General features: G+C 64.8%; 22 protein-coding genes. 10 read left to right on the top strand and 12 right to left on the bottom strand.

The features are described from left to right. Positions 1-107: 107 nt before the first annotated feature. From AB7Z56_RS03280 to AB7Z56_RS03250, 7 genes are all read right to left on the bottom strand, one after another. Positions 108-803, bottom strand: a complete 696-nt coding sequence (locus AB7Z56_RS03280; protein WP_063980622.1) for a branched-chain amino acid ABC transporter ATP-binding protein — start codon at positions 801-803, stop codon at positions 108-110. After that, positions 796-1,530 carry an ABC transporter ATP-binding protein gene (locus AB7Z56_RS03275; protein ID WP_063980621.1) on the bottom strand — a complete coding sequence of 245 codons (735 nt, stop codon included), beginning with the start codon at positions 1,528-1,530 and terminating at the stop codon, positions 796-798. Before AB7Z56_RS03275 ends, AB7Z56_RS03280 begins: the two co-directional genes overlap by 8 nt. Then, a complete protein-coding gene (locus AB7Z56_RS03270; protein WP_063980620.1) occupies positions 1,517-2,650 on the bottom strand; it encodes a branched-chain amino acid ABC transporter permease in 1,134 nt (377 codons plus the stop codon). Before AB7Z56_RS03270 ends, AB7Z56_RS03275 begins: the two co-directional genes overlap by 14 nt. 6 nt (positions 2,651-2,656) lie before the next feature. Then, positions 2,657-3,874: a substrate-binding protein gene (locus AB7Z56_RS03265; protein WP_063980619.1), complete on the bottom strand. Its 1,218-nt coding sequence runs from the start codon at positions 3,872-3,874 to the stop codon at positions 2,657-2,659. A gap of 2 nt (positions 3,875-3,876) precedes the next feature. After that, positions 3,877-4,734, bottom strand: a complete 858-nt coding sequence (locus tag AB7Z56_RS03260; RefSeq protein WP_063980618.1) for a branched-chain amino acid ABC transporter permease — start codon at positions 4,732-4,734, stop codon at positions 3,877-3,879. Positions 4,735-4,830: 96 nt separating this feature from the next. Then, a complete protein-coding gene (locus tag AB7Z56_RS03255; protein ID WP_063980617.1) occupies positions 4,831-6,345 on the bottom strand; it encodes an amidase in 1,515 nt (504 codons plus the stop codon). A gap of 151 nt (positions 6,346-6,496) precedes the next feature. Further along, positions 6,497-7,681 carry a substrate-binding domain-containing protein gene (locus AB7Z56_RS03250; RefSeq protein WP_063980616.1) on the bottom strand — a complete coding sequence of 395 codons (1,185 nt, stop codon included), beginning with the start codon at positions 7,679-7,681 and terminating at the stop codon, positions 6,497-6,499. Positions 7,682-7,860: 179 nt separating this feature from the next. Here AB7Z56_RS03250 and AB7Z56_RS03245 point away from each other — a divergent pair, with 179 nt between their 5' ends. Then, positions 7,861-8,295, top strand: a complete 435-nt coding sequence (locus AB7Z56_RS03245; protein WP_014490415.1) for a MarR family winged helix-turn-helix transcriptional regulator — start codon at positions 7,861-7,863, stop codon at positions 8,293-8,295. Positions 8,296-8,540: 245 nt separating this feature from the next. Here AB7Z56_RS03245 and secA read toward each other — a convergent pair whose 3' ends face one another. Continuing rightward, positions 8,541-11,381: a preprotein translocase subunit SecA gene (gene secA / locus AB7Z56_RS03240; protein WP_231143790.1), complete on the bottom strand. Its 2,841-nt coding sequence runs from the start codon at positions 11,379-11,381 to the stop codon at positions 8,541-8,543. 354 nt (positions 11,382-11,735) lie between these two features. Between secA and AB7Z56_RS03235 the strand changes: the two genes are divergently transcribed. From AB7Z56_RS03235 to AB7Z56_RS03225, 3 genes are all read left to right on the top strand, one after another. Beyond that, a complete protein-coding gene (locus AB7Z56_RS03235; RefSeq protein ID WP_063980581.1) occupies positions 11,736-12,656 on the top strand; it encodes a peptidylprolyl isomerase in 921 nt (306 codons plus the stop codon). A 100-nt stretch (positions 12,657-12,756) separates the two neighbouring features. Continuing rightward, entirely contained in the window at positions 12,757-13,998 is a 1,242-nt protein-coding gene (argJ, locus tag AB7Z56_RS03230) for a bifunctional glutamate N-acetyltransferase/amino-acid acetyltransferase ArgJ (protein ID WP_063980580.1), read from the top strand. A gap of 10 nt (positions 13,999-14,008) precedes the next feature. After that, the gene (locus AB7Z56_RS03225; protein ID WP_028159577.1) at positions 14,009-14,419 is read left to right on the top strand and encodes a (deoxy)nucleoside triphosphate pyrophosphohydrolase; all 411 of its coding nucleotides are present in this window, start codon (positions 14,009-14,011) and stop codon (positions 14,417-14,419) included. 139 nt (positions 14,420-14,558) lie between these two features. On the opposite strand, the gene AB7Z56_RS03220 is transcribed toward AB7Z56_RS03225, so the two are convergent. Further along, a complete protein-coding gene (locus AB7Z56_RS03220; protein WP_063980579.1) occupies positions 14,559-15,425 on the bottom strand; it encodes a methyltransferase domain-containing protein in 867 nt (288 codons plus the stop codon). A 226-nt stretch (positions 15,426-15,651) separates the two neighbouring features. Between AB7Z56_RS03220 and AB7Z56_RS03215 the strand changes: the two genes are divergently transcribed. The 4 genes from AB7Z56_RS03215 to AB7Z56_RS03200 are packed head-to-tail and all read left to right on the top strand — an operon-like array spanning position 15,652 to position 18,126. Continuing rightward, positions 15,652-16,461 carry a ComF family protein gene (locus AB7Z56_RS03215; protein WP_063980578.1) on the top strand — a complete coding sequence of 270 codons (810 nt, stop codon included), beginning with the start codon at positions 15,652-15,654 and terminating at the stop codon, positions 16,459-16,461. Between the two features lie 35 nt (positions 16,462-16,496). Then, positions 16,497-16,772, top strand: coding sequence for a glutaredoxin 3 (grxC, locus tag AB7Z56_RS03210; RefSeq protein WP_063980577.1), 276 nt, complete (start codon positions 16,497-16,499; stop codon positions 16,770-16,772). Then, positions 16,769-17,647: a carbon-nitrogen hydrolase family protein gene (locus AB7Z56_RS03205; protein WP_063980576.1), complete on the top strand. Its 879-nt coding sequence runs from the start codon at positions 16,769-16,771 to the stop codon at positions 17,645-17,647. Before grxC ends, AB7Z56_RS03205 begins: the two co-directional genes overlap by 4 nt. Further along, positions 17,644-18,126, top strand: a complete 483-nt coding sequence (locus tag AB7Z56_RS03200) for a DUF1178 family protein (RefSeq protein WP_063980575.1) — start codon at positions 17,644-17,646, stop codon at positions 18,124-18,126. The genes AB7Z56_RS03205 and AB7Z56_RS03200 overlap by 4 nt, the downstream gene beginning before the upstream one ends. Here the strand turns inward: AB7Z56_RS03200 and AB7Z56_RS03195 are convergent. From AB7Z56_RS03195 to AB7Z56_RS03185, 3 genes are all read right to left on the bottom strand, one after another. Next, positions 18,123-19,022: an EamA family transporter gene (locus AB7Z56_RS03195; RefSeq protein WP_063980574.1), complete on the bottom strand. Its 900-nt coding sequence runs from the start codon at positions 19,020-19,022 to the stop codon at positions 18,123-18,125. The two genes, AB7Z56_RS03200 and AB7Z56_RS03195, sit on opposite strands and share 4 nt — an antisense overlap. Positions 19,023-19,129: 107 nt before the next feature. Continuing rightward, positions 19,130-19,903, bottom strand: a complete 774-nt coding sequence (gene ubiG, locus AB7Z56_RS03190; RefSeq protein WP_063980573.1) for a bifunctional 2-polyprenyl-6-hydroxyphenol methylase/3-demethylubiquinol 3-O-methyltransferase UbiG — start codon at positions 19,901-19,903, stop codon at positions 19,130-19,132. A 14-nt stretch (positions 19,904-19,917) separates the two neighbouring features. Beyond that, complete coding sequence (locus AB7Z56_RS03185) at positions 19,918-20,385, bottom strand: PH domain-containing protein (protein ID WP_063980572.1); 468 nt, start codon at positions 20,383-20,385, stop codon at positions 19,918-19,920. A 174-nt stretch (positions 20,386-20,559) separates the two neighbouring features. Here AB7Z56_RS03185 and AB7Z56_RS03180 point away from each other — a divergent pair, with 174 nt between their 5' ends. Together AB7Z56_RS03180 and ptsP are read left to right on the top strand one after the other, a co-directional pair. Then, complete coding sequence (locus AB7Z56_RS03180) at positions 20,560-21,816, top strand: aspartate kinase (protein WP_063980571.1); 1,257 nt, start codon at positions 20,560-20,562, stop codon at positions 21,814-21,816. Between the two features lie 288 nt (positions 21,817-22,104). Further along, on the top strand, positions 22,105-24,372 hold the full coding sequence (gene ptsP, locus AB7Z56_RS03175) for a phosphoenolpyruvate--protein phosphotransferase (protein WP_063980570.1): 2,268 nt from the start codon (positions 22,105-22,107) through the stop codon (positions 24,370-24,372). Positions 24,373-24,389: the final 17 nt, after the last annotated feature.

The raw sequence follows: 24,389 nt of genomic DNA, 5'->3' as shown, positions 1-24,389 counted from the left end.
GCGGCGCTCCGCTTAATCTCTCCGATCCATCTCAGCCTGACGCCGTCATTCCCCTTGATGAGGTACAGTGAGAGCGCTGCGCCTCACTCAAAGACGGGCAGCGCGACCTACGGCGCCAGGTACCGCATCAGCTCCGGATTGACGCGCACATCGTTCGCCTGCCCTTGCAGCGCGACCCTGCCGCGGTCCAGTACATAGGCGTAATCGGCGACGCGCAGCGCGAGGTCGAGGTGCTGCTCGACGATGATGACGGCGATGCTCTTCGCGAGCTCGATCAGGCGCTCGGTGATCTCCTCAATCACTCCGATCCAGACGCCTTCGGTCGGCTCGTCCAGCAACAACAGCTTCGGATCGCCCAGCATCGCGCGGCCGATGGCGAGCATCTTGCGCTCACCGCCGGAGAGGGTGCCGGCGGGCTGGTCGAGGCGCTGGCCGAGTTTCGGGAAGATAGTCAGCACATGGTCGACCGCGTCGTCCTTCTTGCTGGCGAGCGAGCCGACCGCGAGATTGTCGCGCACCGACAGGCGCGCGAATACCGAATGCTCCTGCGGCACGTAGCCGATGCCGGCGCGCACGCGCTCCTGGGTCGCGCGGCGGCTGATGTCGCGCCCGTCGAAGGCGACCTCGCCCTTCCACGCCGGCAGCTCGCCGACGATGGTCTTCATCAGCGTGGTCTTGCCTGCGCCGTTGCGGCCGAGCACGGCGACGCCGCCGCGCCAGGGAATGCCGAGGGTGACGTCGAACAGGACCTGGCTGCGGCCATAGCCCGCGTCGAGATGCTTGATGTCCAAAAATTCAGGCACGGCGCAGATAGATCTCCTGAACGGATTTGTTGGCCTGGATCTCCGACACGGTGCCTGATGCCAGCACCTTGCCCTGGTCGAGCACGGTCAACCGATCGCAAATGTCGCGGATGAAATCGAGGTCGTGCTCGACGATGACGAGCGAGCAATGTTTTTTGATCGGCTGAAGCAATTCACCGGTGACGCGGCGCTCCTCCAGGCTCATGCCGCCGGTCGGCTCGTCCAGCAGCAGCAGCTTCGGCTTGCCCGCGAGCGCCATCGCGATCTCCAGCCATTGCTGCTGGCCGTGCGACAGTGCGGCCGCCGCGTCGAAGGCGCGATCGGCGAGGCGGAACTGCGTCAGCATGGTCATGACCTGGTCGTGCAGCGCGTCCCGCGTGCGCGAGAATACGAGATCGAACAGCGAGGACTGCGCCTGCAGCGCGAGCAGGATGTTGTCGTAGAGCGTCAGCGTCGGCAGCACGCTGGTGATCTGGAATTTCAGGCTCATGCCGGCCCGGGCCCGTTCGGTCGGCGTGAACGCGGTGATGTCGGTGTTGATGAAACTCACTTTGCCTTGGGTCGGCACTTCGGCCCCCGCAATGCACTTCATCAGCGTGCTCTTGCCGGAGCCGTTCGGTCCGATCAGGCCGTGAAACTCGTTCTCGCCGACGGTCAGCGCGGCGCCGTCGAGCGCGGTGAGCTTGCCAAAGATCTTCTTGATATCGGCAGCTTCAAGGAGCGGCATTGCGCTTCTCCTTCTCAGTCTGCTTCTCAGTCCGCTTCACGGTCTCCTTGGGCTTGGCACCAAAGCTGCCGACCCGTTCGCGCTCGCCGAGCACAAAGCTGATCAGGCCAAGTGGCCGGAACAGGATCACGAGCAGCAGCAGCAGACCGAGGATGATCGGCCAGATCTCGCGATAATTGTCAGAGAGCCAGAAGCTGACGCCCTCGACGATCACGGCGCCGATGACGGCGCCGATCAACGTGCCGGAGCCGCCGAACAGCACATAGAGCACGACCTGCGTCGAGACGACGACGCCGACCATGTTGGGCCAGACGAAACCTTCATGGAAGGCATAAAGGCTGCCGGCAAGACCTGCGATGGCGCCGCCGATCGCGAAGATGATCGCCTTCAGGTGCTGTACCTTGTAGCCGAAGAAGGCGATGCGCTGCTCGTTCTCGCGCAGGCCCGCAAGCGCCAGGCCGAATTGCGAGCGTACCAGGAAGCGGCAGAGCAGGTAGACCACGACGAGGATACCGAGCACGAGATAGTAGAAGGCCGGGCCCTCAGTAAATTCGTAGCCGCCGAGCGACATCGGCGCGATCGAGGGGATGCCGTTCTGGCCGCCGAGATAGTACCAGCCGCGCGCGAGGCGATCGGCGGCGTAGGAGCCGGTCAGCGTGCCCAGCGACACGAAGATGACGCTGGAGGGGTGCCGTCCAAGCAGCAGGAAGCCGCCGAGCAGCAGCGCGAAGGTGAGGCCGATCAGCGTTCCCGCCGGCAGCACCACGAAGATGTTGGTGATGTCGAGGTCGCGCGCGAGCAGCGCGACGCCATAGCCGGCCGAGCCGAAGAACAGGGCCTGGCCGAAGCTCATGATGCCGGCATAACCCCAGACCAGATCGAACGACAACGCGAACAGCGCGAGGATGATCACGCGGGTCGCGAACACGGTGAGGTAGTCCTGCAGCACCAGCGGCGCGAGCAGCGCCGCGACGAGCACGACGCCCTCCACGATCGGCAGGACCTTTCGTCCTGCCTTGACCTGTTCCTTGGCCTGTCCCGCGGCCACGCGTTCAGCCATCGCACCGTCCGCTTCGTCGCCGGCGATGGCTTCTCTTACCACAGTCATCGACTTCGGCATTCCGCCTCAGCATTCCTTGGGATCGACGAGCCCGTCGCTGCGTCCGACGATCTCGTAGTTCCCACCCTTGGCGACCGCGGTGTACATCTTCATCTTGCAGTGCCGCTTGCCCGGCACCATCTCGGCCGGGCCGCCCGGGCCTTCGGCGATCTTGGCGTGATCGAGAGTGGCGGCAACCGAGTCGCGATCGACCTTGCCGGCTTCCTTCACGGCCGCTTCCCACAGCTTGAGGCCGCGATAGGTACCGGTCGCGGCACTGCCGGCCGCGAACAGGAAGTTGCCGGGAAAGTCCTTCTCGTACGCCGCCTGGATTTTTGCGTCGAACGGGTTCTCCTTGGTCAGCACCTTGAAATAGTCGAGGCAGCTTGCGAGCCCTTCGATCTCGGCGGCCTGGTTGATGTTGAGCGTGTTCTCGTCATAGTAGACGCAGGCTAGGCGCCCGCCGTTCTTGAGGAAGCCCGCTTCATAGAGCTGCTTGAAGAACGGGCCGACGCCCGGCGGAATGACAGTGTTGAAGACGACGTCGACCTTGTTGGAGATGATCCGGTTGACGGTCGATGAGAAGTCGATCTGGTCGAGCGGGTAATATTCCTCGAACACGACCTCGCCGCCGTTCGCCTCAATGACCTTGCGGGCGTAGACGTTGAGCGTGTGCGGCCAGACATAGTTGGCGCTCGGCAGCGCGAACTTCTTGCCGCCGTTCTTGATCAGCCAGGGGATGAACTCGTCACACTGCTGCGCCGGCGTCGGCCCGGTGCAGAACAGATAGGGTGTGCACTCCTTGCCTTCGTAGAGCTGCGGATAGATGTAGAGCGTCTTGCCGCGCGCCACGATCGGGTCCTTGATCGCGTTGCGCATCGACGAGGTGATGCCGCCCAGCACCATGTCGACCTTGTCGCGCTGGATCAGTTTTCGGACGTTGCCGACGGCGACGGATTCGTTCGACGCAGTGTCCTCGATATAGAGCTCGAGCGGACGGCCGAGCAGGCCACCGGCCGTATTGATCTCCTTGATCACCATCTTGGCGACATTGGCGTCGGCATTGCCGGCATAAGCGATCGGGCCGGTGAGATCGGTCGCGATACCGACCTTGATCGGGCCTTCCGCCGCGTTCGCCCACGGCGCCGGGATCACCCAGCTTCCGACGCCGGTCGCGACCGCGCCGGTGGTAAAGGCAAGATTGGAGAGGAAGCGGCGACGCGAAAGCTGAGTACGATCGAACATGACTAAACCCCTTTTCCAGCGATGAGGCCCTGTGGCCGAAATTTGATGAAGACAATGGCGAGCACGAAGACGAGGACGTCGGCGACGACGGGCGCCATCACCCATGGCAGCGCGGCACTGAGGGTGCCGATCACGCCGGCGCCCGCCACCGGTCCGATGAAGGAGCCGACGCCGCCGACCATCACCGCGACAAAACCCTGGATCAGGAAACGCAGGCCGAGATCGGCGTACAGGCTGAACACCGGCACGATCAGCGCACCGGCAAGGCCGGCGAGCGCGGAGCCAAACGCAAACGTGGCGCCGTACATCAGGGGCGTGGAGATGCCTGAGGCCCGCGCCAGCGAGGGATTTTCCAGGGTGGCGCGCATGCGCAGGCCAAAACTCGTGCGCGACAGCAGGAGGTAACAGCCCGCCATCACCAGGAGCGTGATGACGATGATGGTGAAGCGCCAGGCCGAGATATGCATGGCGCCGATATCGATCGAGCCGCCGATCGGCTCGGGCACGGTCAGATAGAAGCCACCGATCAGGCCGCGCACGGATTCGCGGATGATCAGGCCGAGCGCATAGGTGCCGAGCATCGCCACGATCGGCGCGGCGTAGAAGCGGCGGATGATCAGCGCCTCCAGCACGAAGCCGAGCGCACCGACCACGAAGGGCGCCGCGACCATGCCGGCCCAGATCGGCAGGCCCTTGGCGTAGGCGAGATAGGTGATGTAGGCCCCGAGCAGGACGAACTCTCCTTGCGCGAAGTTGAAGATGCCCATCATGCTGGCGATGATTCCGAGCCCCAGCACGATCAGGACGATGATCGCGCCGAAGCTCAGGATTTCGAACGCCGCGACGAACGCGTTAGCCATGCGCTGGATTCTTATTTTTACGCGTTTTCTTGACGCGAACCGGTATCCACTTCGCTTGAAAACGCTCTGGTCCGTCCGTCTGCATCGATGCCTCGCTCACATCTTCTTCCAGTCGCCGATCTGCTCGAAGGCATGCGCGGCGCGGTAGATCGTGGATTCCTCGAACATGCGGCCGACCAGCATCAGTCCGACGGGCAGGCCGTCGACCATGCCGCAGGGCAGCGACATCGCGGGATGATGGGTGATGTCGAACGGCGCTGTGTTGGAGATCATCTCGAGCGCGCGGGCGACGTAGTCTTCGCGGCTCGCGGTGGGCTCCGGCAGCTTCGTCGCCTTCATTGGCGTCGTCGGCAGCAGCAGCAGGTCGTATTCGCCGAACGCCTTGTCATAGGCCGCGGTCAGGCGACGCGAGATGTTGAGTGCCTTGCCGTAATAGCGGGGACCGAAGCTGTTGTTGATGTAGGTCCCGAGCATCAGGAACAGTTTTGTCGTCTCCGATAGCGAATCCGCCTGCCGGCGCCAGCCGCGATGGAAGTCCATCAGCGAGGTCGAGTAGAGGTCGGAGCGGCTGAGGCCATAGCCATCGCCATACATCATGGTCTGGGTCATGCCCTCCGTGCCGATCGGCGTCCAGATCGCGGGACCGACAAGATGCATCGGGATCGAGACGATCTCGACCGTGGCGCCAAGGTCCTTGAAGCGCTTGGCGGCCTCGCGGACGCTTTCGTTGACGGCGGCCTCCGCGTTCGCCTGCTCGAAGCCTTCCTTGAGGATGCCGATCTTCATGCCCTTGACGCCCTGGCCGAGCGCCTTGGTGTACTCCTCGACCTTCGGCGCCTTGATGCGGGGATCGTAGCCGTCGTCGCCGGCGAGCACTTCGAGCAGCAGCGCATTGTCGGCGACGGTCGCGGTCATCGGACCGGTGTGGTCGACGAAGACCTCGATCGGCATGATGCCGGTGTAGGGGACGAGGCCCCAGGTCGGCTTCATGCCGTAGGTGCCGCAGAACGAGGACGGCATGCGGATCGAGCCGCCCTGGTCGCCGCCGATCGCCATGTCGACCTCGCCGAGCGCGACCACGACGCCGGAACCGGAGGACGAGCCGCCGGCCGAATAGCCCATCTTGTGCGGATTGTGCACGGCACCGACCGCACCGGTGTGGCTGCCGCCGGACATGCAGAAGGATTCGCAATGCACCTTGCCGGCGATCTCGGCGCCGGCATCGAGCATGCGCGTGACGATGGTGGCGTCGAAATCGGGAACATAGCCTTCCAGCGTCGCCGAGCCGTTCATCATGGGCACGCCGGCGAGCATGATGTTGTCCTTCAGCGCGACGGTCTTGCCCTTGAGCTTGCCGCTCGCCGCACCCTTCACGGTCGACTTGCGATACCAGGCGTTGCGCGGGTTCTCCTCGGGTGAGGGCCGGTAGCCCGGCGTGCGCGGATATTTCACCTCCGGCACTTCGTCCGGCATCGCGCCGACGAGATTATAGGCCTCGATCGAGCCCTGCATCAGGCCGCGGAACGAGGCGACATCGGCATCGGTCAGCGAAAGGCCGCACTGCTTGGCGACGTCAAGAAGTTGGGCAGGCGTGGGAAGGACAACTGTCACGGCGCTCTCCTGAAGTTTCTTGGTACGGTCCCTGCGCGCGGCCGCGATTGGCGCGACGCGCGCAGCGGCCCTGCTGAAACATTCAAAGCGGAAATATTTTCCTTTTCAAGTATTATTTTAAGATGGGGCTGTCCGGATTGCCGCAGCAGGCTCAGACCGGCTTGATCAGCTTGAAGTCGAGGCCGTCGGCCTCCGCGAGATACATCTGCATGCGGGCGTGGCCGTTGCGAACGACGACCGGGCCGCGCGCGCCGCCGTAAACGATGTTGCGGCCCGCCGCGAGCATGGGCGCCATCGACAGCGAACCTGCCTTTTTCGCCACGGCTTCGAGGAAACGCAGGCCTTCATAGCTGGACTGGCCGAGCGATCCGATCGGCGGGGCGTTCGGCCCGAACATCGCGCGATAGCGGATCTGGAAGTCGTCATTGGCCCGCGAGCCGATGCCGGAGAAATAGCCGGATGCGCAGAACATGTTCTCGCTGTTGTCGGCGCCGATGCCGAGCAGCACCGTCTCGTCCATGGCTCCCGCCAGCCGCAGCGTCGTGGCGCCGAGGCCGCATTCGCCGAAAGCACGATTGAAGGTGACGCTGTCGGTGCCGATCAGCGAGATCAGCACGACATCGGGCCGCGCGGCGCGGATGCGCGCCAGGTGCGGCTCGTGATTGTCCTCGCCGAGGGGGACGAACTCCTCGCCAACGACGTGGCCTCCGGTTTCCTTGATGTAGTTCTTCACGGCGCGGTGCGATTGCCAGGGCCAGACGTAATCGCTGCCGATCAGGTACCAGCGCGACGCCTTCTTGACGTCGGCAAGCCAGTGGATCGACGGCCGGCTCTGCCAGCGCGGCGTCTCGCCGATCGCCATCACGCCGGGCGTGCGCTCGCCGCCTTCGTAGACCGGCGTATAGATGTAGGGGATGCGGTGACGCGTGGTGACGTCGCGCAAGCCGACGCGGACCGCGCTGGTGTGCAGCCCGACGATGAGATCGACCTCGTCGAACGCGATCGCCTGTTCGGCGCGGTTCAGCACCTCGTCGAGCGGCCCGCCGGCGTCGTAGATCGACAGCTCGATCTCGCGGCCGAGGATGCCGCCGCGCTTGTTGATCTCGGCAACGGCGAGTTGCGCGCTGTTGGTCGCGCAGGGGCCCCACACACCCGGCGATCCCGTGCAGCAGATGAAACCGCCGATGCGCAGCTTGTTCGCGCCACGCCGCCTGAGGAAAGCATGATCGCCCGGCGACAGCGAGCTATCGGCGCCCGACGACGACAGATTCCTCAGCAGCAAGGACGGCGGCATCGCCGGACTGCCGTGAGCCGGGAAGTTTACCGTCGCGTGCACGCCAACTCCTGTCTGGCACCAGACCTGAAAGCACAATGAGCAGGCGGCCGCGGCATCCGCCCTTTTGTTAGGCAATCATCCTATTTTGAAAATATTGAATATTCAACAATTGAAGTGCATATAGAAGCAGCATTGATTGCAAGACATTCACTCATTTGGGTCAAGACGAAGTCTTAGCCGTGGCAAAACCGAACTCCCCGATCACCGAACACCTCGCCTACCTGCTCGCGCAAGCCAACCGGGAGATCAACCGGCAGCTGGAACTGCGGCTGAGCAAGGAAGGCGTTCCCGTCGAGCAGTGGCGCATCCTTAAGGTGTTGTCGGACGGCGATGGCCACTCGATGGGCGAACTCGCGGACGCGGTGCTGCTCAATCATCCGACGCTGACCAAGATGATCGACCGCATGGTCTCCGACACGCTGGTCTATCGCGTGCAGGACCCGAATGATCGCCGCAAGGTTTTGATGTTCATCTCCGACCGCGGCAAGGTGCTGTGCAAGAAGCTCAACTCGCTCGCGGTCGACCAGGAGGAGCACATCCTGGAGAGCTACGGCGACAAATCGACGAGCGAACTGAAGCGGCTGCTGGAGAGCTTGATCGACAGCTCGAATTGAGCGGCGTCGATTTCAATCTCATCGTCGTCCTGGACAAGCGAAGCGGAGCGCCAGGACGACGATGTGGTGCGAGTTGCGCGCCACACACTCGGCTGTCATCGCCCGATTTAATCGGGCGATCCAGTATTCCAGAGACAGTTTTGATTGAACCGAGAAGCCGCGGCGTACTGGGTCGCCCGGTCAAGCCGGGCGACGACAGTGGAGAGTGAGGCGCCGACGTCGCGCCTCACAGCGGAGCTTAGCGGCTAGCCGTACCGCCCGTGGCAGTGCTTGTACTTCTTGCCTGAGCCGCACGGGCAATCCTCGTTGCGGCCGACCTTGCCCCAGCTTGCGGGGTTCTTCGGATCGCGAAGAGCTGCGTCGGAAGCCTGCGCACCGAGCGTGACGCTGGCGAGCGCCATTTCGTCCTCGCCGGTGTTCGGGTCGAACTTGTGCGCTTCCATCGGCGGCAGCACGGGGGCTTCCTGCTCCGGCGGGACGATCTCGACCCGCATCAGCTGCGCCGTGACGGCCTCGCGCAGATGCGCGCTCATCTCCTGGAAGAGATTGAAGGCCTCGGTCTTGTACTCCTGCAACGGATCGCGCTGGCCGTAGCCACGCAGGCCGATGACCTGGCGCAGATGGTCGAGCATGATCAGATGCTCGCGCCAGAGATGGTCGAGCGTCTGGAGCAGAATGGTCTTCTCGACGTAACGCATCACGTCGGGACCCCATTGCCCGACCTTGGCCGCCATGTGCTCGTCGGCTTTGGTCTCGATGCGGGTGAGCAGCTCCTCGTCGGCGATGCCCTCTTCCTTGGCCCATTCGTCGACCGGCAGGTCGAGATCGAGCACGCGCTTCAGCTCTTCCTTCAGGCCGGCCACATCCCACTGCTCGGCATAGGCATGCTCGGGCACGTGCTTGGCGACGAGGTCGTCGATGAAGGCGTGGCGCATGTCGGTAACGGTCTCGGCGACGCTGTCGTCCTTCATCAGGTCGACGCGCTGATCGAAGATCACCTTGCGCTGGTCGTTCTGGACGTTGTCGAACTTGAGCAGGTTCTTGCGGATGTCGAAGTTGCGCGCCTCGACCTTCTGCTGCGCCTTCTCGAGCGCCTTGTTGATCCAGGGATGGATGATCGCCTCGCCTTCCTTGAGGCCGAGACGCTGCAGCATGCTGTCGAGGCGATCCGAGCCGAAGATGCGCATCAGATCGTCTTCCAGCGACAGGAAGAACTTCGAGCGGCCGGGGTCGCCCTGACGGCCGGAACGGCCGCGCAGCTGGTTGTCGATGCGGCGGGATTCGTGACGCTCGGATCCCATGATGTAGAGGCCGCCGGGCTTCTTCACGGTCTTGGCGGGCTTCGAACCCTTCGCCGGCTCGATCTCGACCTCTTCCTCGGCCTTCAGCACGATCTCGCGGAAGTGCTCGATGTCGGCCTTGATCTGCTCGATCTTCTTCGCCTTCTCCGCCTCGTCCTCGATGCCGGCAGTCTCCTGCTGGATCCGCATCTCGAGCGAGCCGCCGAGCTTGATGTCGGTACCGCGGCCGGCCATGTTGGTGGCGATCGTGATCGCGCCAGGCACGCCGGCTTCCGCGACGATATAGGCTTCCTGCTCGTGGAAGCGCGCGTTCAGCACCGCAAACAGTTTTGCCGGCTTGCCGGCGCGGGCCGCGGCGTACAGCTTCTGCATCGAATTCTCGTTGCCGAAATCGATCTGCCGGTAGCCGTGCTTCTTGAGGTATTCGGCGATCACTTCCGATTTTTCGATCGAGGCGGTGCCGACCAGCACCGGCTGCAGCCGCGCATTGGCACGCTCGATCTCGGCCAGGATCGCGGCGTATTTCTCGTTCTGGGTACGATAGACCTCGTCGTCCTCGTCGAGGCGGCCGACCGGCACGTTGGTCGGGATCTCCACGACTTCGAGCTTGTAGATGTCGAAGAGTTCGTCGGCTTCGGTCAGCGCCGTGCCGGTCATGCCGGCGAGCTTTTCGTACATCCGGAAATAGTTCTGGAAGGTGATCGAGGCCAGCGTCTGGTTTTCCGGCTGAACCTGGACATGCTCCTTGGCTTCAAGCGCCTGATGCAGGCCTTCCGAATAACGTCGGCCGGCCATCATGCGTCCCGTGAACTCGTCGATGATGACGACCTCGTCGTCGCGGACGATGTAGTCCTTGTCGCGCGTGAAAAGCGTGTGGGCGCGCAGCGCCTGGTTGATGTGGTGCACGACGGAAACGTTCTCGACGTCGTAGAGCGACTCGCCCTTGAGCTGGCCGGCGTCGCGCAGCAACGTCTCGATCTTCTCCATGCCACCTTCGGTCAGCGTCACCGTACGCTGCTTCTCGTCGACCTCGTAATCGGTCTTGTCGAGCTTGGGCAGGAAGCCGTCGATGGTGTTGTAGAAATCGGAACGGTCGTCGAGCGGGCCGGAGATGATCAGCGGCGTGCGCGCTTCGTCGATCAGGATCGAGTCGACTTCGTCGACGATGGCGTAGAAGTGCGGGCGCTGGACCATGTCCTCGAGCCGGTACTTCATGTTGTCGCGCAGATAGTCGAAGCCGTATTCGTTGTTGGTGCCGTAGGTGATGTCGCAGGCATAGGCCGCCTTGCGTTCGGCATCGTCCAGGCCGTGCACGATCACGCCAGTGGTCAGGCCGAGGAAGCCGTAGATCTGGCCCATCCAGCCGGAGTCGCGGCGGGCGAGGTAGTCGTTGACGGTGACGACGTGAATGCCCTTGCCGGCGAGCGCGTTGAGATAGACCGCGAGCGTTGCGACCAGCGTCTTGCCTTCGCCGGTCTTCATCTCGGCGATGTCGCCCTCGTGCAGCACGATGCCGCCGATCAGCTGCACGTCGAAATGACGCTGGCCGAGCGTGCGCTTGGCGGCTTCGCGCACGGTGGCGAAGGCCGGCACCAGCAGATCGTCGAGCGTTTTGCCCTCGGCGAGCTGTTTCTTGAACTCGACGGTGCGGGCCTTCAGTGCCTCGTCGGAGAGTTTCGAAACCTCCGGCTCCAGCGCGTTGATCGCGTTGACGCGGGACTGGTATCCCTTCACCCGCCGGTCGTTGGCGGAGCCGAAAAACTTGCGGGCGAGCGCGCCGATCATGCCTAGTTCCTGTGTTCGCGATTCAACCGCGTTGCAGCCAAGAAGTTGTCACCCCCCTGCCTATCAACTCACCGTGACGCCTGATGGCGACAGAGCCCGGACTGCGGGGGGTCATCCGCCATATGGGTGGGAATTGGGCAAGTCTGGGTTCAACGGCCAAAAACGCAGCAAAATAAACGCCATCGCCATGGTCGCGACCGGGCAGAGATATGGCCCGGTCAGGGCCTTGTCAACGGCGGGCGCATTGCGGCTAATTCATCATTTTGACAGACTTTTCGCGTTGCCAAGCCCCCCTGAATTGGGCGAGTGTCCGCCCCGCTAGAGCAGCCCCCTGCTTCAACAAAAGGATTTTCCATGACCACCTCGTTCCCGGTAACCAAAACCGGCCTGCGCTTCGGCCTCGCCACCGCCCTCGTGGGCTGCCTTGCGTTGGCGCTGATCGCGGGTCCCGGCCGGGCTGCCGACGATCCGGTGCTGGCGAAGGTCAATGGCGCGGAAATCAAGAAGAGCGACGTTGCCATGGCCGAGGAGGAACTCGGGGCGAGCCTCGCCCAGATGGACCCGGCGACCAAGGACGAGAACGTGCTGTCCTTCCTGATCGACATGAAGATCGTCAGCAAGGCTGCCGAGGACAAGAAGGTCGCCGACGGCGACGAGTTCAAGAAGCGCCTGGCGTTCGCCCGGAACCGCCTGCTGATGGACAGCCTGCTCGCCAACGAGGGCAAGGCCGCCACCACCCCCGACGCCATGAAGAAGGTCTATGAGGAGGCCTCCAAGCAGATCACCGGCGAGCAGGAGGTCCGCGCCCGCCACATCCTGGTCGAGACCGAGGACGAGGCCAAGGCGGTGAAGGCCGAGCTCGACAAGGGCGCCGATTTCGCCGAACTCGCCAAGAAGAAGTCCAAGGATCCGGGCTCCGCCGATGGCGGCGACCTCGGCTTCTTCACCAAGGAGCAGATGGTGCCGGAGTTCTCGGCCGTGGCCTTCACGCTGGAGCCGGGCAAGATCTCCGATCCCGTGAAGTCGCAGTTCGGCTGGCACATCATCAAGGTCGAGGAAAAGCGCAACCGCAAGGCGCCGGACTTCGAGCAGGTCAAGGCCCAGATCGAGCAGTACGTCACCCGCAAGGCCCAGGCCGACTACGTCGCCAAACTCCGCGCGGAAGCCAAGGTCGAGCGGACGGACCAGCCGGCAGCGGATGCCAAACCGGATGCCAAGCCGGCCGACCCTGCCAAGCCGTCCGACAGCAAGATGGCGCCCCCCGCGAAGAAGTAAGAATTCGCTGTCACTTCGCGGACGCCAATAGTATCTAACGTCGCAATGGCCGGGCAAATGCCCGGCCATCTGCATATCCAGACCTCACCAAGGCGCCCCGATGTCCTCCTCCGTCTCCCCGCTCGCCCCCAAAACTGTCCCCGACATGCCCGTGATCGCGGGCGTCCGCCTTGCGACGGCCGAAGCCGGCATCCGCTACAAGAACCGCACCGACGTGCTGCTGGCGGTAATGGACAAGGGCACCGCGGTCGCGGGCGTCTTCACCAAGTCGAAATGCCCCTCCGCGCCGGTGGAATGGTGCCGCGCCAAGCTGAAGGGCGGCAAGGCGCGCGCGCTGGTGGTGAATTCCGGCAACGCCAATGCCTTCACCGGCAAGACCGGACGCAGCTCCACCGCGCTGACCGCGAAGATCGCGGCCAAGGCGGTCGGATGCAGCGAGGGTGAGATCTTCCTGGCCTCGACCGGCGTGATCGGCGAGCCGCTGGACGCGACCAAGTTCGACGGTGTGCTCGGCCGGCTGGCCGAGACTGCCGAGCCCGGCGACTATCTCGCCGCGGCCAAGGCGATCATGACCACCGATACCTTCCCCAAGGTCGCGACCGCGACCGTCAAGCTCGGCAAGGCCAAGGTCACCATCAATGGCATGGCCAAGGGCGCCGGCATGATCGCCCCCGACATGGCGACGATGCTGTCCTTCATCTTCACCGACGCGCCGATCGCGCCGGCCGCCCTGCAAGCCCTGCTCAAGAGCGGCGTCGAGGACACCTTCAACGCGGTGACGATCGACGGCGACACCTCGACCTCGGACACGCTGCTGGCCTTCGCCACCGGCGCCGCCGCAGAGCACGGCGCACCAAAAATCAGCCGGGCCAGCGATCCCCGCCTGAAGGCCTTCGTGAAAGCCTTCAACCAGGTGCTCGCCAATCTCTCCGAGCAGGTCGCCCGCGACGGCGAAGGCGCGCGCAAGCTGGTCGAGATCACCGTGGAAGGCGCCAAGACCAAGGCGTCGGCGCGCAAGATCGCGATGTCGATTGCGAACTCGCCGCTGGTCAAGACCGCAATCGCCGGCGAGGACGCCAATTGGGGCCGCGTGGTGATGGCGGTCGGCAAGGCCGGCGAGCCGGCCGATCGCGACAAGCTCTCGATCTCCTTCAACGGCATCCGCGTCGCCAAGAGCGGCGCGCGCGATCCGTCCTATGACGAGGCGCAGGTGTCGGAAGCGATGAAGGCCCCGGAAATCGCGATCAAGGTCTCGCTCGGCCTCGGCAAGGGTCGCGACCGCGTGCTGACCTGCGACCTGACGAAGGAGTATGTCGCGATCAACGGGGATTACAGGTCTTAAGCGAACGCCGATGGCCGATCTCAAACTGACATTGGTGGTGGCCTGCGCGCTCGTCGACGCCGACAAGCGCGTCCTGATCGCGCAGCGCCCGGAGGGCAAGACGCTTGCGGGCCTCTGGGAATTCCCCGGCGGCAAGTGTGAGCCCGGCGAGCGGCCGGAGCAGAGCCTGATCCGCGAGCTGCACGAAGAGCTCGGCATCACCGTCGCCGAACCGTGCCTGGCGCCGCTGACCTTTGCGAGCTACGGCTACGAGACCTTTCACCTGCTGATGCCGCTTTACATCTGCCGGCGCTGGGAGGGGCTGGTCACCCCGCGCGAAGGCCAGACCCTGGCCTGGGTCCGCGCCAACAAGCTGCGCGACTACCCGATGCCGCCCGCCGACATCCCGCTGATCCCGCATCTGATCGACTTGCTGATGTGAGTACGGACCTCATCCCGAGGAGCGCGGCACGCGCGTCTCGAAGGATGGCCACACGGCAAGAGCGGGGCCTGCATGGTTCTCGCGGCGATGCGAAGCATCGTCCGCTAAGCGCGCCTTACGCGCCTCCTCACCATGAGGATCACTCCTTCCCCGCCTTCTTCACCGCCTCCGCCAGGCTCGCCTTGGCCGACCCCGGCTTCAGCGGCTGCTGCTGGCTCGCATGCGGGGCCCAGCCGGAGAGCCAGATGATGTCGAATGTCGCACGGATGCGGCCGTCGGCATCCGCAAAGCGTTCGGCGTAGATTTCGGCCATCCGCAGCAGCGTCGCGCGGGGCGTCGGCGTGCGCCGCCGCTCGATCAGCACATTGGCCGCGCCCATGCGGCGGAGATCCTGCATCAGCGCAAACGCATTGGCGTAGCGCACCACCACGCGGTCAACATCGGTGACCGGAAGTGCAAAGCCCGCCCGCTGCAACAGCGCGCCGATGTCGCGCAAATCCGCGAACGGGGCCACGCGCGGCGACACGCCGCCGTCGCATTCGGCCTCCGCCGCGGCAAATGCCTGCCGCAGCTCCGTTAAACTGTCGCCGCCGATCATCGCTGCGAGCAGCAATCCGTCCGGCTTCAGCGCACGCCGCACCTGCGCAAGCACCCCCGGCAGGTCGTTGACGAATTGCAGCGCCAGCGCCGAGACGACGAGGTCGAGACTTTCCGGGGCAAAGGGCAGTTTTTCCGCGCCCGCTTCGTCGAGCGCGATCCGCCGAAGTGATGGCGGCCCCGTGAGCCCCTCTCCGGGCGTCCAGAGATCGGCCGCAGCGTGAAACTCCCGCATCACGGCGGCCAGCCGGTCGGTCATGTCCTCTGCAACACGATCGAGCAGGAATGTCACCTCGCCCTGCGCATGTGCGCGCCGCTGCCGCGCATGCAGCAATGCGCGATCGAACAGAGCGGGCGGGGTTTGCGGGTTCTGGGCCATGCCGCTGGTTACGCCGATCACGACCGCCATGGCAATCTCCTCTCTCGTGTCCCGGACGCGCAGCAGCGCTCTTAGCGCTGCTGCGCAGAGCCGGGACCCAGAAGGCACCACCGCACGATGCGGTGAGATGGGCCCCGGCTCTGCAGCGCACCGCACCGGACGATGCTTCGCATCGCCGGGAGCGCTGCGCTGCGTCCGGGGCACGAGACCGATTCAGTCGCTTGAGCGGCTCTTCCCATAACGCTAGCCTGCCCCCATGGAAGCCGACGCCGCCCCCACCCGCTCCATCGCCGCGCCGTTGCGTGCCGCGTGGACGGCCGGCCGCCACGTGCTGTCACGCGCCGCACGGCTCGCGCTCGACATTGCGCTGCCTACGCTGTGCGTGTCCTGCCGGGAGCCGGTCGATGGCGAGGGCGTCTGCGCGGCCTGCTGGGCGCGGCTGTCGTTCATCGAACGGCCCTATTGCCCGCGCCTCGGCATTCCCTTCGTCTACGATCCCGGCCCCGAGATGCTGTCGATGGAGGCGATCGCCAGCCCGCCGGCGTACACGCGCGCACGCGCGGCGGTGCGCTATGACGACGTCGCGCGCACCCTGGTGCATGCGCTGAAATACCAGGACCGCACCGATCTGGCACCGGCCATGGGCCGCTGGATGGCGCGCGCGGGCGCCGAACTGCTCACCGGAGCCGACATGCTGGTGCCCGTTCCCCTGCATTGGCGCCGGGCGTGGCGGCGCCGCTACAACCAGTCCGGGGCGCTGGCGCACGTCATCGCGCGGCAGAGCGGTGTCAGGGTGCGCGGCGAAGTGCTGCGCCGGGTGCGCGCCACCGAGCAGCAGATCGGCCTGTCGCGGACCCAGCGCGCCACCAATGTGCAGGGCGCATTCCAGGTATCCCCCGACCGCCAGGCGGAAATCCAGGGCCGCCGCATCGTCCTGATCGACGATGTCCTGACCTCGGGGGCGACGCTGGACGCCTGCGCGCGGGCCTTGTTGCGCGCCAAGGCGGCCCAGGTGGACGTGCTGGTCTTCGCCCGGGTTGTCGAGAGCGGCCCCCGTCCCATATAATTCAATGACTTCATGACATGAGAGCGCCACACGACATGACCGACGCTGTCGAAATCTACACCAGGCCGGGCTGTGGCTATTGTTCCGCCGCCAAATCGCTGCTGACCCGCAAGAAGGCAACCTTCACGGAGTTCGACATCGCCAGGAACCCGTCCTGGCGCGAAGAGATGTACGACCGCGCCGGCGGGGGCTCGACTTTCCCGCAGATCTGGATCGGCGGAACCCATGTCGGCGGTTGCGACGAGCTCTATGCGCTCGACCGCGAGGGCAAGCTCGACGGCCTGCTCGAAAGCGTAAAGGCGGTGTCATGAGCCAGGATCGCACCTTCACCGCCGCGATGATCCAGATGCGCACCGGCCTGATGCCCGAGCCGAGCCTCGCGCAGGCCACCAGGCTGATCCGGCAGGCTGCCGCCAACGGCGCCGACTACGTGCAGACGCCCGAAGTCAGCAACATGATGCAGCTCAACCGAAAGGCGTTGTTCGAGCACCTCCAGAGCGAAGAGGACGACACCTCGCTGAAGGCCTATCGCGCGCTCGCGGCGGAACTCGGAATTCACATTCATGTCGGATCGCTGGCGCTGCGCTACTCGGACGAAAAAGCGGTCAACCGCTCTTTCCTGATCGGGCCCGAGGGCAGTGTGCTCGCGAGCTACGACAAGATCCACATGTTCGACATCGAGTTGCCGGACGGCGAGAGCTATCGCGAATCCGCCAACTACCAGCCGGGCGAGACTGCCGTGATCTCCGACCTGCCCTGGGGCCGGGTCGGGTTGACGATCTGCTACGACGTGCGCTTCCCCGCGCTCTACCGCGCGCTGGCCGAGAGCGGTGCGTATTTCATCACCGTGCCCTCGGCCTTCACCCGCAAGACCGGTGAGGCGCACTGGCACATCCTGCTGCGCTCGCGCGCAATCGAGACCGGCTGCTTCATCTTCGCTGCCGCGCAGGCCGGCCTGCACGAGAACAAGCGCGAGACGTATGGCCACTCGCTGATCATCGACCCCTGGGGCGAGATCCTCGCCGAGGGTGACGTCGAGCCCGGGATCATCATGGCCAAGATCGACCCGGCCAAGGTCGAGACCGCCCGCCGCGCGATCCCCTCGCTCCAGCACGGCCGCCGCTTCGGCGTCGCCGATCCCAAGGCCGGGCCGGACCATCTCCACCTCGTGCGGGGATCGGCATGATCCGCTACGCGCTCCACTGCGACCGAAGCCACGCATTCGAAAGCTGGTTCCAGAGCTCGTCGGCTTATGATTCGCAGGTGAAGCGCAAGCTCGTGACTTGCCCGATCTGCGGCTCGGCCAAGGTCGAGAAGGCGATCATGGCCCCGCGGATCATCGGCAAGAAGGGCCGCGGACGGGCGACGCCGCCGCCGGAGCCGGCTTCAACGCCTGCGCCCGAGGCCGCGCCGTCGGGACCGACCTCGCTGATGATGGCGCAGGAGCGCGAGTTGCGCGCCAAGCTCAAGGAGCTGCGCGATCACATCGTCAAGAACGCCGACAATGTCGGCGAGCGTTTTGCGAACGAAGCCCGCGCGATGCATTACGGCGACAAGGAGCACCGTCCGATCTATGGCGAGGCTTCGCCCGACGAGGCAAAGTCGTTGATCGACGAAGGCATCGAGGTGTCGCCGCTGCCGACGCTGCCGGAAGATAGGAACTAGGCCCCCACCAGCACCGCAACGCCAACGACGATCAACGCGATACCAAAAATCTCGCGCGGCGCGATCGGCTGATTGAACGAGTAATACGCCACGCCTTGCGCGAACAGCACCTCGATCAAAGCGAGCGTGCGGACATTGGCGGCGGCCGTCAGCGCGAAGGCCAGGAACCAGAATTGCGAGGCGAACGCGCCCATGAAGCCGGCGAGCAGCGACGGCTTCCACAATCCCAGGATCGACTGGAGCACCTTTGGCGCGCGCCAGAGCAGATAGATCGTCAGCACCAGCGTCTGCACGAACAGACCGAGCACCAGCGTGAACGACGCCGCCGTCACGAAGGAGACATCAGGCACGTTGATGATCGCGCCGCGAAAACCGACCGCTGACAACGCGAACGCCGCAGCCGCGACGAGACCGGTGATGGTCGGCTTCAGCTCGGCAAAGCTCTTCTCGCCGCCGGGCCGCAGGGCCGTGATGACAACGCCGACAGTCGCGATCACGATCGCCAGCACCTTCAGCCAGGTCAGGTGATCGCCGAGGAAGACGAAGCCGAAAATCGCGGTCTGGATCGCCTCGGTCTTCAGGTACGCCGTCGTCACCACGAAGGAGCGATCGTTCATCGCGAGCAGCATCAGCCCGGTGGCGACGATCTGGCTGAGCGCCCCGAGCAGCAGCCACGGCCAGAACACGGTCGGCGGCATGCCGAGGTGATCGCCGGTAGCGATCAGCACCACTCCCAGAAACAGCAGCGAGAACGGGAAACCGAACAGGAAGCGGATATTGGTCGCGCCCCAGGTCCCCAGCGGCTTCGTCAGCGACCGCTGCATCGCATTGCGCGCGACCTGGCCTAGCGCAGCAATGACGGTGAAGGGAATCCAGAGGCTGGCGATGGTGAACATGCGGGTGGGAGCGGTAGGAGGGGAAGCCGTGGCCAACCTGCCGCTAGCGGCGAAGCAGGTCAATCACGCCCACGTCATGGGTGCGATGCTCGCGCCTCGCGTACCCCTCACACCATCCCTTCCGCCACGACCATGTAGTTCACGTCCATGTCGGAGGAGAGGGTCCATTTGTCGGCGAAGGGTGAGTAGACGACGCCGGTCTGCTCGGTGATGACGAGACGGTTGTCCAAAAGATACTTCGTCAGCTCGTCGGGGGTGACGAACTTGTTCCATTCGTGGGTGCCGCGCGGCAGCCAGCGCAGGACGTATTCGGCGCCGACGATGGCGAGCGCAAAGCTCTTCCAGTTCCGGTTCAGCGTCGAGACCACCATCAGCCCGTTCGGCTTCAGCAGCGCCGCGCAGCGCTTGAGGAAAACGCCGACATCGACGACGTGCTCGACCACTTCCATCGCCAGCACGATGTCGAAGCGCTCGCGCGGGTCGATCTCCTCGACCGTGGTGCAGCGGTAATCAATCGACAGATGGCTCTTGTCGGCATGCAGCTTCGCGGCGGCGATGTTGCTGACCGAGGGATCGACGCCGATGACCTGGGCACCGAGGCGCGACAGCGGCTCGCACAACAGGCCGGCACCGCAGCCGATGTCGAGCACGCGCAGGCCGCCGAGGCAGTTGAGGCTGCGCACGTTGCGCTCGAACTTGCGGCAGGCGGCGTCGCGGATATAGCCGAGCCGCAGCGGGTTGATCCGGTGCAGCGGGGCCATCTTGCCGTTGGGGTCCCACCACTCGGCCGAAAGTTTCGAGAATTTCGCGATCTCGGCGGCGTCGGCGGTCGAGCCCGGCTGCGGGCTTGCGGTTGCGGAAGTATTTTGCTGCATGCTCATGGTTAGGCGCGGTCCTACCGCGTGGTGATCGAACTACGGAAGGCGAGCGGCGAGGCGATTGTATCAATGATCTCGCGACCTTCACCCACACCGCGGATCGTCACGTTTCCATAGTTGAGAATACGTCCAAGAATCGACTGATCAACGTCGACGCTCTCTACCTTGTCGAGGCTCATCTCGAAGGTCTTCCGGGTAATGAACCCGGTCTTGTGCACAACCCGCAGATTGGTCACGTCGATCTCGGTGGTCCAGCGATGGAACCAAGCCTTGACTGTCGAGTAAAGGGCAACCAGCGCCACCAGACCGGAGCCGAACAGGCACAGAATCATCACGCTGTAGACGTCGATCAGGCGGGAGGCCACGTACAGGGCCAGAGCCGCGATCCAGGCCATCATCGCCGGGACATGGAAGATCCAGTGCGCATTGGTCGAATACAGCACCCGCTCGCCCGGTTGCAGGATCTCGTCGATATAACGCGCCATGATCTCGGTTAACCCATACCCCCAAGCCCGACCTTAGGTCGGACCTTACCCTGCCCCCGCAGGAACCCGCTTGCCCCCGGCCCCGCCGCTATGTATACGCGCGGTCGGTGTCCGCCCGCACCCGTCCGGTGCGGGTCACCATACTGATCCTTATGAGGGAATGCACGCGTCGTCATGAGCCGCCTCGTGATGAAATTCGGCGGCACGTCCGTCGCCAATATCGAACGTATCCGCAACGTCGCACGCCATGTGAAGCGTGAGGTCGACGCCGGCCATGAAGTGGCCGTGGTCGTCTCGGCGATGTCCGGTAAAACCAACGAGCTGGTGGCCTGGTGCACCGAGGCCTCGCCGATGCACGACGCGCGCGAATACGACGCCGTCGTCGCCTCCGGCGAACAGGTGACGTCGGGCCTGCTCGCCATCGTGCTTCAGGGCATGGGCATCCAGGCCCGCTCCTGGCAGGGCTGGCAGATCCCGATCAAGACCAGCGACGCCCATGCCTCGGCCCGGATCGAGGACATCGACGGCAGCGAGATCATCAAGCGCTTCCGGGAGCGCAAGGAGGTCGCGGTCATCGCCGGCTTCCAGGGCATCAATCCCGAGACCAATCGCATCACCACGCTCGGCCGCGGCGGCTCCGATACCTCGGCCGTGGCGATCGCCGCCGCCGTCAAGGCCGACCGCTGCGACATCTACACCGACGTCGACGGCGTCTACACCACCGACCCGCGAATCGTGCCGAAGGCCCGCCGCCTCGACAAGATCGCGTTCGAAGACATGCTGGAACTGGCCTCCCAGGGCGCAAAAGTGCTCCAGGTCCGCTCGGTGGAACTCGGCATGGTCCACAACATGCCGATCTTCGTCCGCTCGAGCTTCGACAAGCCCGAGGATATCGACCCGCATGCCAACCAGCCGCCCGGCACGCTGATCTGCAGCGAGGAGGAGATCATGGAAAGCCACGTCGTCACCGGCATTGCCTTTTCGAAGGACGAGGCCCAGATCTCGGTACGCCAGATCGAGGACAAGCCCGGCGTGGCAGCGTCGATCTTCGGCCCGCTGGCGGATGCCAACATCAACGTCGACATGATCGTGCAGAACGTCTCCGAGGACGGCAAGACCACCGATCTCACCTTCACGGTGCCGGCGGCCGACTACACCCGTGCCAAGGACACGATCACGGCCGCCAAAGGCAAGATCGGCTATGCCCGGCTCGATACCGCCACCGACGTCGCCAAGATATCGGTAATCGGCAGCGGCATGCGCAGCCATGCCGGCGTCGCCGCCCAGGCGTTTTCGGCCCTCGCCGGACGGAATATCAACATCCGGGCCATCACAACCTCCGAGATCAAATTCTCGGTTTTGATCGACACCGCCTATACCGAGCTCGCAGTACGCACCCTGCACACGCTCTACGGTCTCGATCAGGCCTAGACGAATTTTCTCTTAGCGGTCGCAGCAAACGCGAAGGTGTACACACCTTCGCGTTTGGCAGGCGTTTTGCTTGGCAAAACAAGCCTCAATTCGCTATACGGCGAACAGGGTGGGCTGCCGCAGACTGTGTCCCAGTTCAGGCGGCGCTGATTCGGTGCAAGCGCTAAATCTTGAGTAGATTTGTGTTTGTGCCTGCGCCGGACGAACAATTTGGTTGTTTTTCTGGAATTTTGGGCCAGCCGCCGGCCGATACCGCCGGGCCAGGCAGACGGAGGAGATTGACGGTTCATGCGGAGCGCGTCGGGAGGTCCCCGCGTCTTGTTGAGACGGCTCCGCGAAACCATGGCGGAGCAGGTCTCGGCCCAGGAGCGGCTGGACAAGATCGTGGTGCTGATCGCCGCCAATATGGTGGCCGAGGTGTGCTCGGTCTATGTGCTGCGCATTGACAACACGCTCGAGCTCTACGCCACCGAAGGCCTCAACCGCGAGGCGGTGCACCACACCGTGCTGAGCGCCCATGAGGGCCTGGTCGGCCTCGTCGCCAGCGAGGCGACCCCGCTCAATCTCAGCGACGCGCAAAGCCACCCGGCCTTCTCGTTCCGCCCGGAGACCGGCGAAGAAATCTATCACTCCTTCCTCGGCGTGCCGATCCTGCGCGCCGGCAACACGCTCGGCGTGCTGGTGGTGCAGAACCGCGCCAAGCGCAATTATGTCGAGGAGGAGCTCGAGGCGCTCCAGACCACCGCGATGGTGCTGGCGGAGCTGATCGCCTCCGGCGAATTGTCTGCGCTGGCCCAGCCGGGCCAGGAGCCGGCCGCGCGCCATTCGGCGCAGAAGGTCGGCGCCATCCTCTCGGAAGGCATCGCGCTCGGCCATGTCGTGCTGCACGAGCCGCGCGTCGTCATCAAGGACTACATCGCCGAGGATCTGCCGAAGGAGATCAAGCGGCTCGACACCGCGCTCGCCAAGCTGCGCGCCGATCTCGACCGCATGCTGGAGCGTGGCGACGTTGCCGAGGGCGGCGAGCACCGCGAGGTGCTGGAAGCCTACCGCATGTTCGCCAACGACCAGGGCTGGTCGCACAAGCTGCATGAGGCGGTCGCCACCGGCCTCACGGCGGAAGCCGCCGTCGAGCGCGTGCAGTCCGACACCCGCGCGCGGATGCTGCGCTCCACCGATCCCTATTTGCGTGACCGGCTGCACGATCTCGAGGATCTCGGCTACCGCCTGATGCGGCAGCTGGTCGGCCAGGACCACGCGCCCTCACGCGAGCAACTGCCCGACAATGCCATTGTCATCGCGCGCGCAATGGGCCCGGCGGCGCTGCTCGACTACGACCGCAAGCGCCTGCGCGGCATCGTGCTGGAGGAAGGCACCGCCAACTCCCACGTCTCGATCGTGGCCCGCGCGCTCGGCATCCCCGCGGTCGGCGAAGTCCCGAACGCGCCGGGCATCGCCGATCCCGGCGACGCCATCATCGTCGACGGCACCTCGGGCTCGATCTATGTGCGCCCGTCGCAGGAGGTCGAAGCCGCCTTCGCCGAACGCGTGCGCTTCCGCGCCCGCCGCCAGGCGCAATACCTCGCGCTGCGCGACCGTCCCTGCGTCACCAAGGACGGGCAGAAGGTCGAGCTGATGATCAACGCAGGTCTTGCGATCGACCTGCCGCATATCGAGGACACCGGCAGCGCCGGCATCGGCCTGTTCCGCACCGAGCTGCAATTCATGGTGGGGCAGAGCCTGCCGCGCACCAGCGACCAGCTCGCGCTCTATCGCACGGTGCTGGATGCCGCGGGCACCAAGCCCGTCACCTTCCGCACCCTCGACATCGGTGGCGACAAGGCACTGCCTTACATGGAAGCGGTGATCGAGGAGAATCCCGCACTCGGCTGGCGCGCGATCCGGCTCGGCCTCGATCGCCCCGGCCTGCTGCGCGGCCAGATCCGCGCGCTGCTGCGCGCCGGCGGCGGCCGCGCGCTGCGCATCATGTTCCCGATGATCTCGGAGGTCGCCGAATTCGATTCGGCGAAGGCGCTGGTCGAGCGCGAGCTGACTTATCTGCGCCAGCACGGCCACACCCTGCCGGAGCGGATCGACATCGGCACCATGGTCGAGGTGCCCGCCCTGCTCTACCAGCTCGACGAGCTCCTGAAGAAGGTCGACTTCATCTCGGTCGGCTCCAACGATCTGTTCCAGTTCCTGTTCGCGGTCGATCGCGGCAATGCGAAAGTCTCCGAGCGCTTCGACACGATGTCGGCGCCGATCCTGCGCGTGCTGCGCGAGATCGCGCGGAAGTCGAACGATGCAAAGAAGTCGTTATCGCTCTGCGGCGAGATGGCCTCCAAGCCGATCGGCGCACTGGCGCTGATCGCGATGGGCTATCGTTCGCTGTCGCTCTCGGCGACCGCGCTCGGTCCGGTCAAGGCGATGGTCATCGATCTCGACGCGAAGAAGGCCGAAGCGATGCTCGGCCCGCTGCTGGACGCGCCCTCCGGCAGCGTCTCGATCCGGCAGAAGCTGACGGAATTTGCCGAGGCCGAAGGCCTGGCGTTGTAGCGGGCCTGTCGCCCCCT

Origin of the sequence: Bradyrhizobium sp. 482_C4_N1_8, from assembly GCF_052075965.1 — a bacterium.
Classification (GTDB): domain Bacteria; phylum Pseudomonadota; class Alphaproteobacteria; order Rhizobiales; family Xanthobacteraceae; genus Bradyrhizobium; species Bradyrhizobium barranii.
Note: the sequence above shows the minus strand (reverse complement) of the source record. Positions and strands in the feature narration are given on the sequence as shown.

What these genes read in the sequence shown, in the direction of transcription:
- AB7Z56_RS03220 (WP_063980579.1), bottom strand. Translation starts at nt 15,425, where the DNA reads ATGGCGGTCGTGATCGGCGTAACCAGCGGCATGGCCCAGAACCCGCAA.
- AB7Z56_RS03200 (WP_063980575.1), top strand. Translation starts at nt 17,644, where the DNA reads ATGATCCGCTACGCGCTCCACTGCGACCGAAGCCACGCATTCGAAAGC.
- AB7Z56_RS03260 (WP_063980618.1), bottom strand. Translation starts at nt 4,734, where the DNA reads ATGGCTAACGCGTTCGTCGCGGCGTTCGAAATCCTGAGCTTCGGCGCG.
- grxC (WP_063980577.1), top strand. Translation starts at nt 16,497, where the DNA reads ATGACCGACGCTGTCGAAATCTACACCAGGCCGGGCTGTGGCTATTGT.
- AB7Z56_RS03180 (WP_063980571.1), top strand. Translation starts at nt 20,560, where the DNA reads ATGAGCCGCCTCGTGATGAAATTCGGCGGCACGTCCGTCGCCAATATC.
- AB7Z56_RS03215 (WP_063980578.1), top strand. Translation starts at nt 15,652, where the DNA reads ATGGAAGCCGACGCCGCCCCCACCCGCTCCATCGCCGCGCCGTTGCGT.
- AB7Z56_RS03185 (WP_063980572.1), bottom strand. Translation starts at nt 20,385, where the DNA reads ATGGCGCGTTATATCGACGAGATCCTGCAACCGGGCGAGCGGGTGCTG.
- AB7Z56_RS03225 (WP_028159577.1), top strand. Translation starts at nt 14,009, where the DNA reads ATGGCCGATCTCAAACTGACATTGGTGGTGGCCTGCGCGCTCGTCGAC.
- argJ (WP_063980580.1), top strand. Translation starts at nt 12,757, where the DNA reads ATGTCCTCCTCCGTCTCCCCGCTCGCCCCCAAAACTGTCCCCGACATG.
- ubiG (WP_063980573.1), bottom strand. Translation starts at nt 19,903, where the DNA reads ATGAGCATGCAGCAAAATACTTCCGCAACCGCAAGCCCGCAGCCGGGC.
- AB7Z56_RS03195 (WP_063980574.1), bottom strand. Translation starts at nt 19,022, where the DNA reads ATGTTCACCATCGCCAGCCTCTGGATTCCCTTCACCGTCATTGCTGCG.
- AB7Z56_RS03235 (WP_063980581.1), top strand. Translation starts at nt 11,736, where the DNA reads ATGACCACCTCGTTCCCGGTAACCAAAACCGGCCTGCGCTTCGGCCTC.
- AB7Z56_RS03205 (WP_063980576.1), top strand. Translation starts at nt 16,769, where the DNA reads ATGAGCCAGGATCGCACCTTCACCGCCGCGATGATCCAGATGCGCACC.
- ptsP (WP_063980570.1), top strand. Translation starts at nt 22,105, where the DNA reads ATGCGGAGCGCGTCGGGAGGTCCCCGCGTCTTGTTGAGACGGCTCCGC.
- AB7Z56_RS03275 (WP_063980621.1), bottom strand. Translation starts at nt 1,530, where the DNA reads ATGCCGCTCCTTGAAGCTGCCGATATCAAGAAGATCTTTGGCAAGCTC.
- secA (WP_231143790.1), bottom strand. Translation starts at nt 11,381, where the DNA reads ATGATCGGCGCGCTCGCCCGCAAGTTTTTCGGCTCCGCCAACGACCGG.
- AB7Z56_RS03265 (WP_063980619.1), bottom strand. Translation starts at nt 3,874, where the DNA reads ATGTTCGATCGTACTCAGCTTTCGCGTCGCCGCTTCCTCTCCAATCTT.
- AB7Z56_RS03270 (WP_063980620.1), bottom strand. Translation starts at nt 2,650, where the DNA reads ATGCCGAAGTCGATGACTGTGGTAAGAGAAGCCATCGCCGGCGACGAA.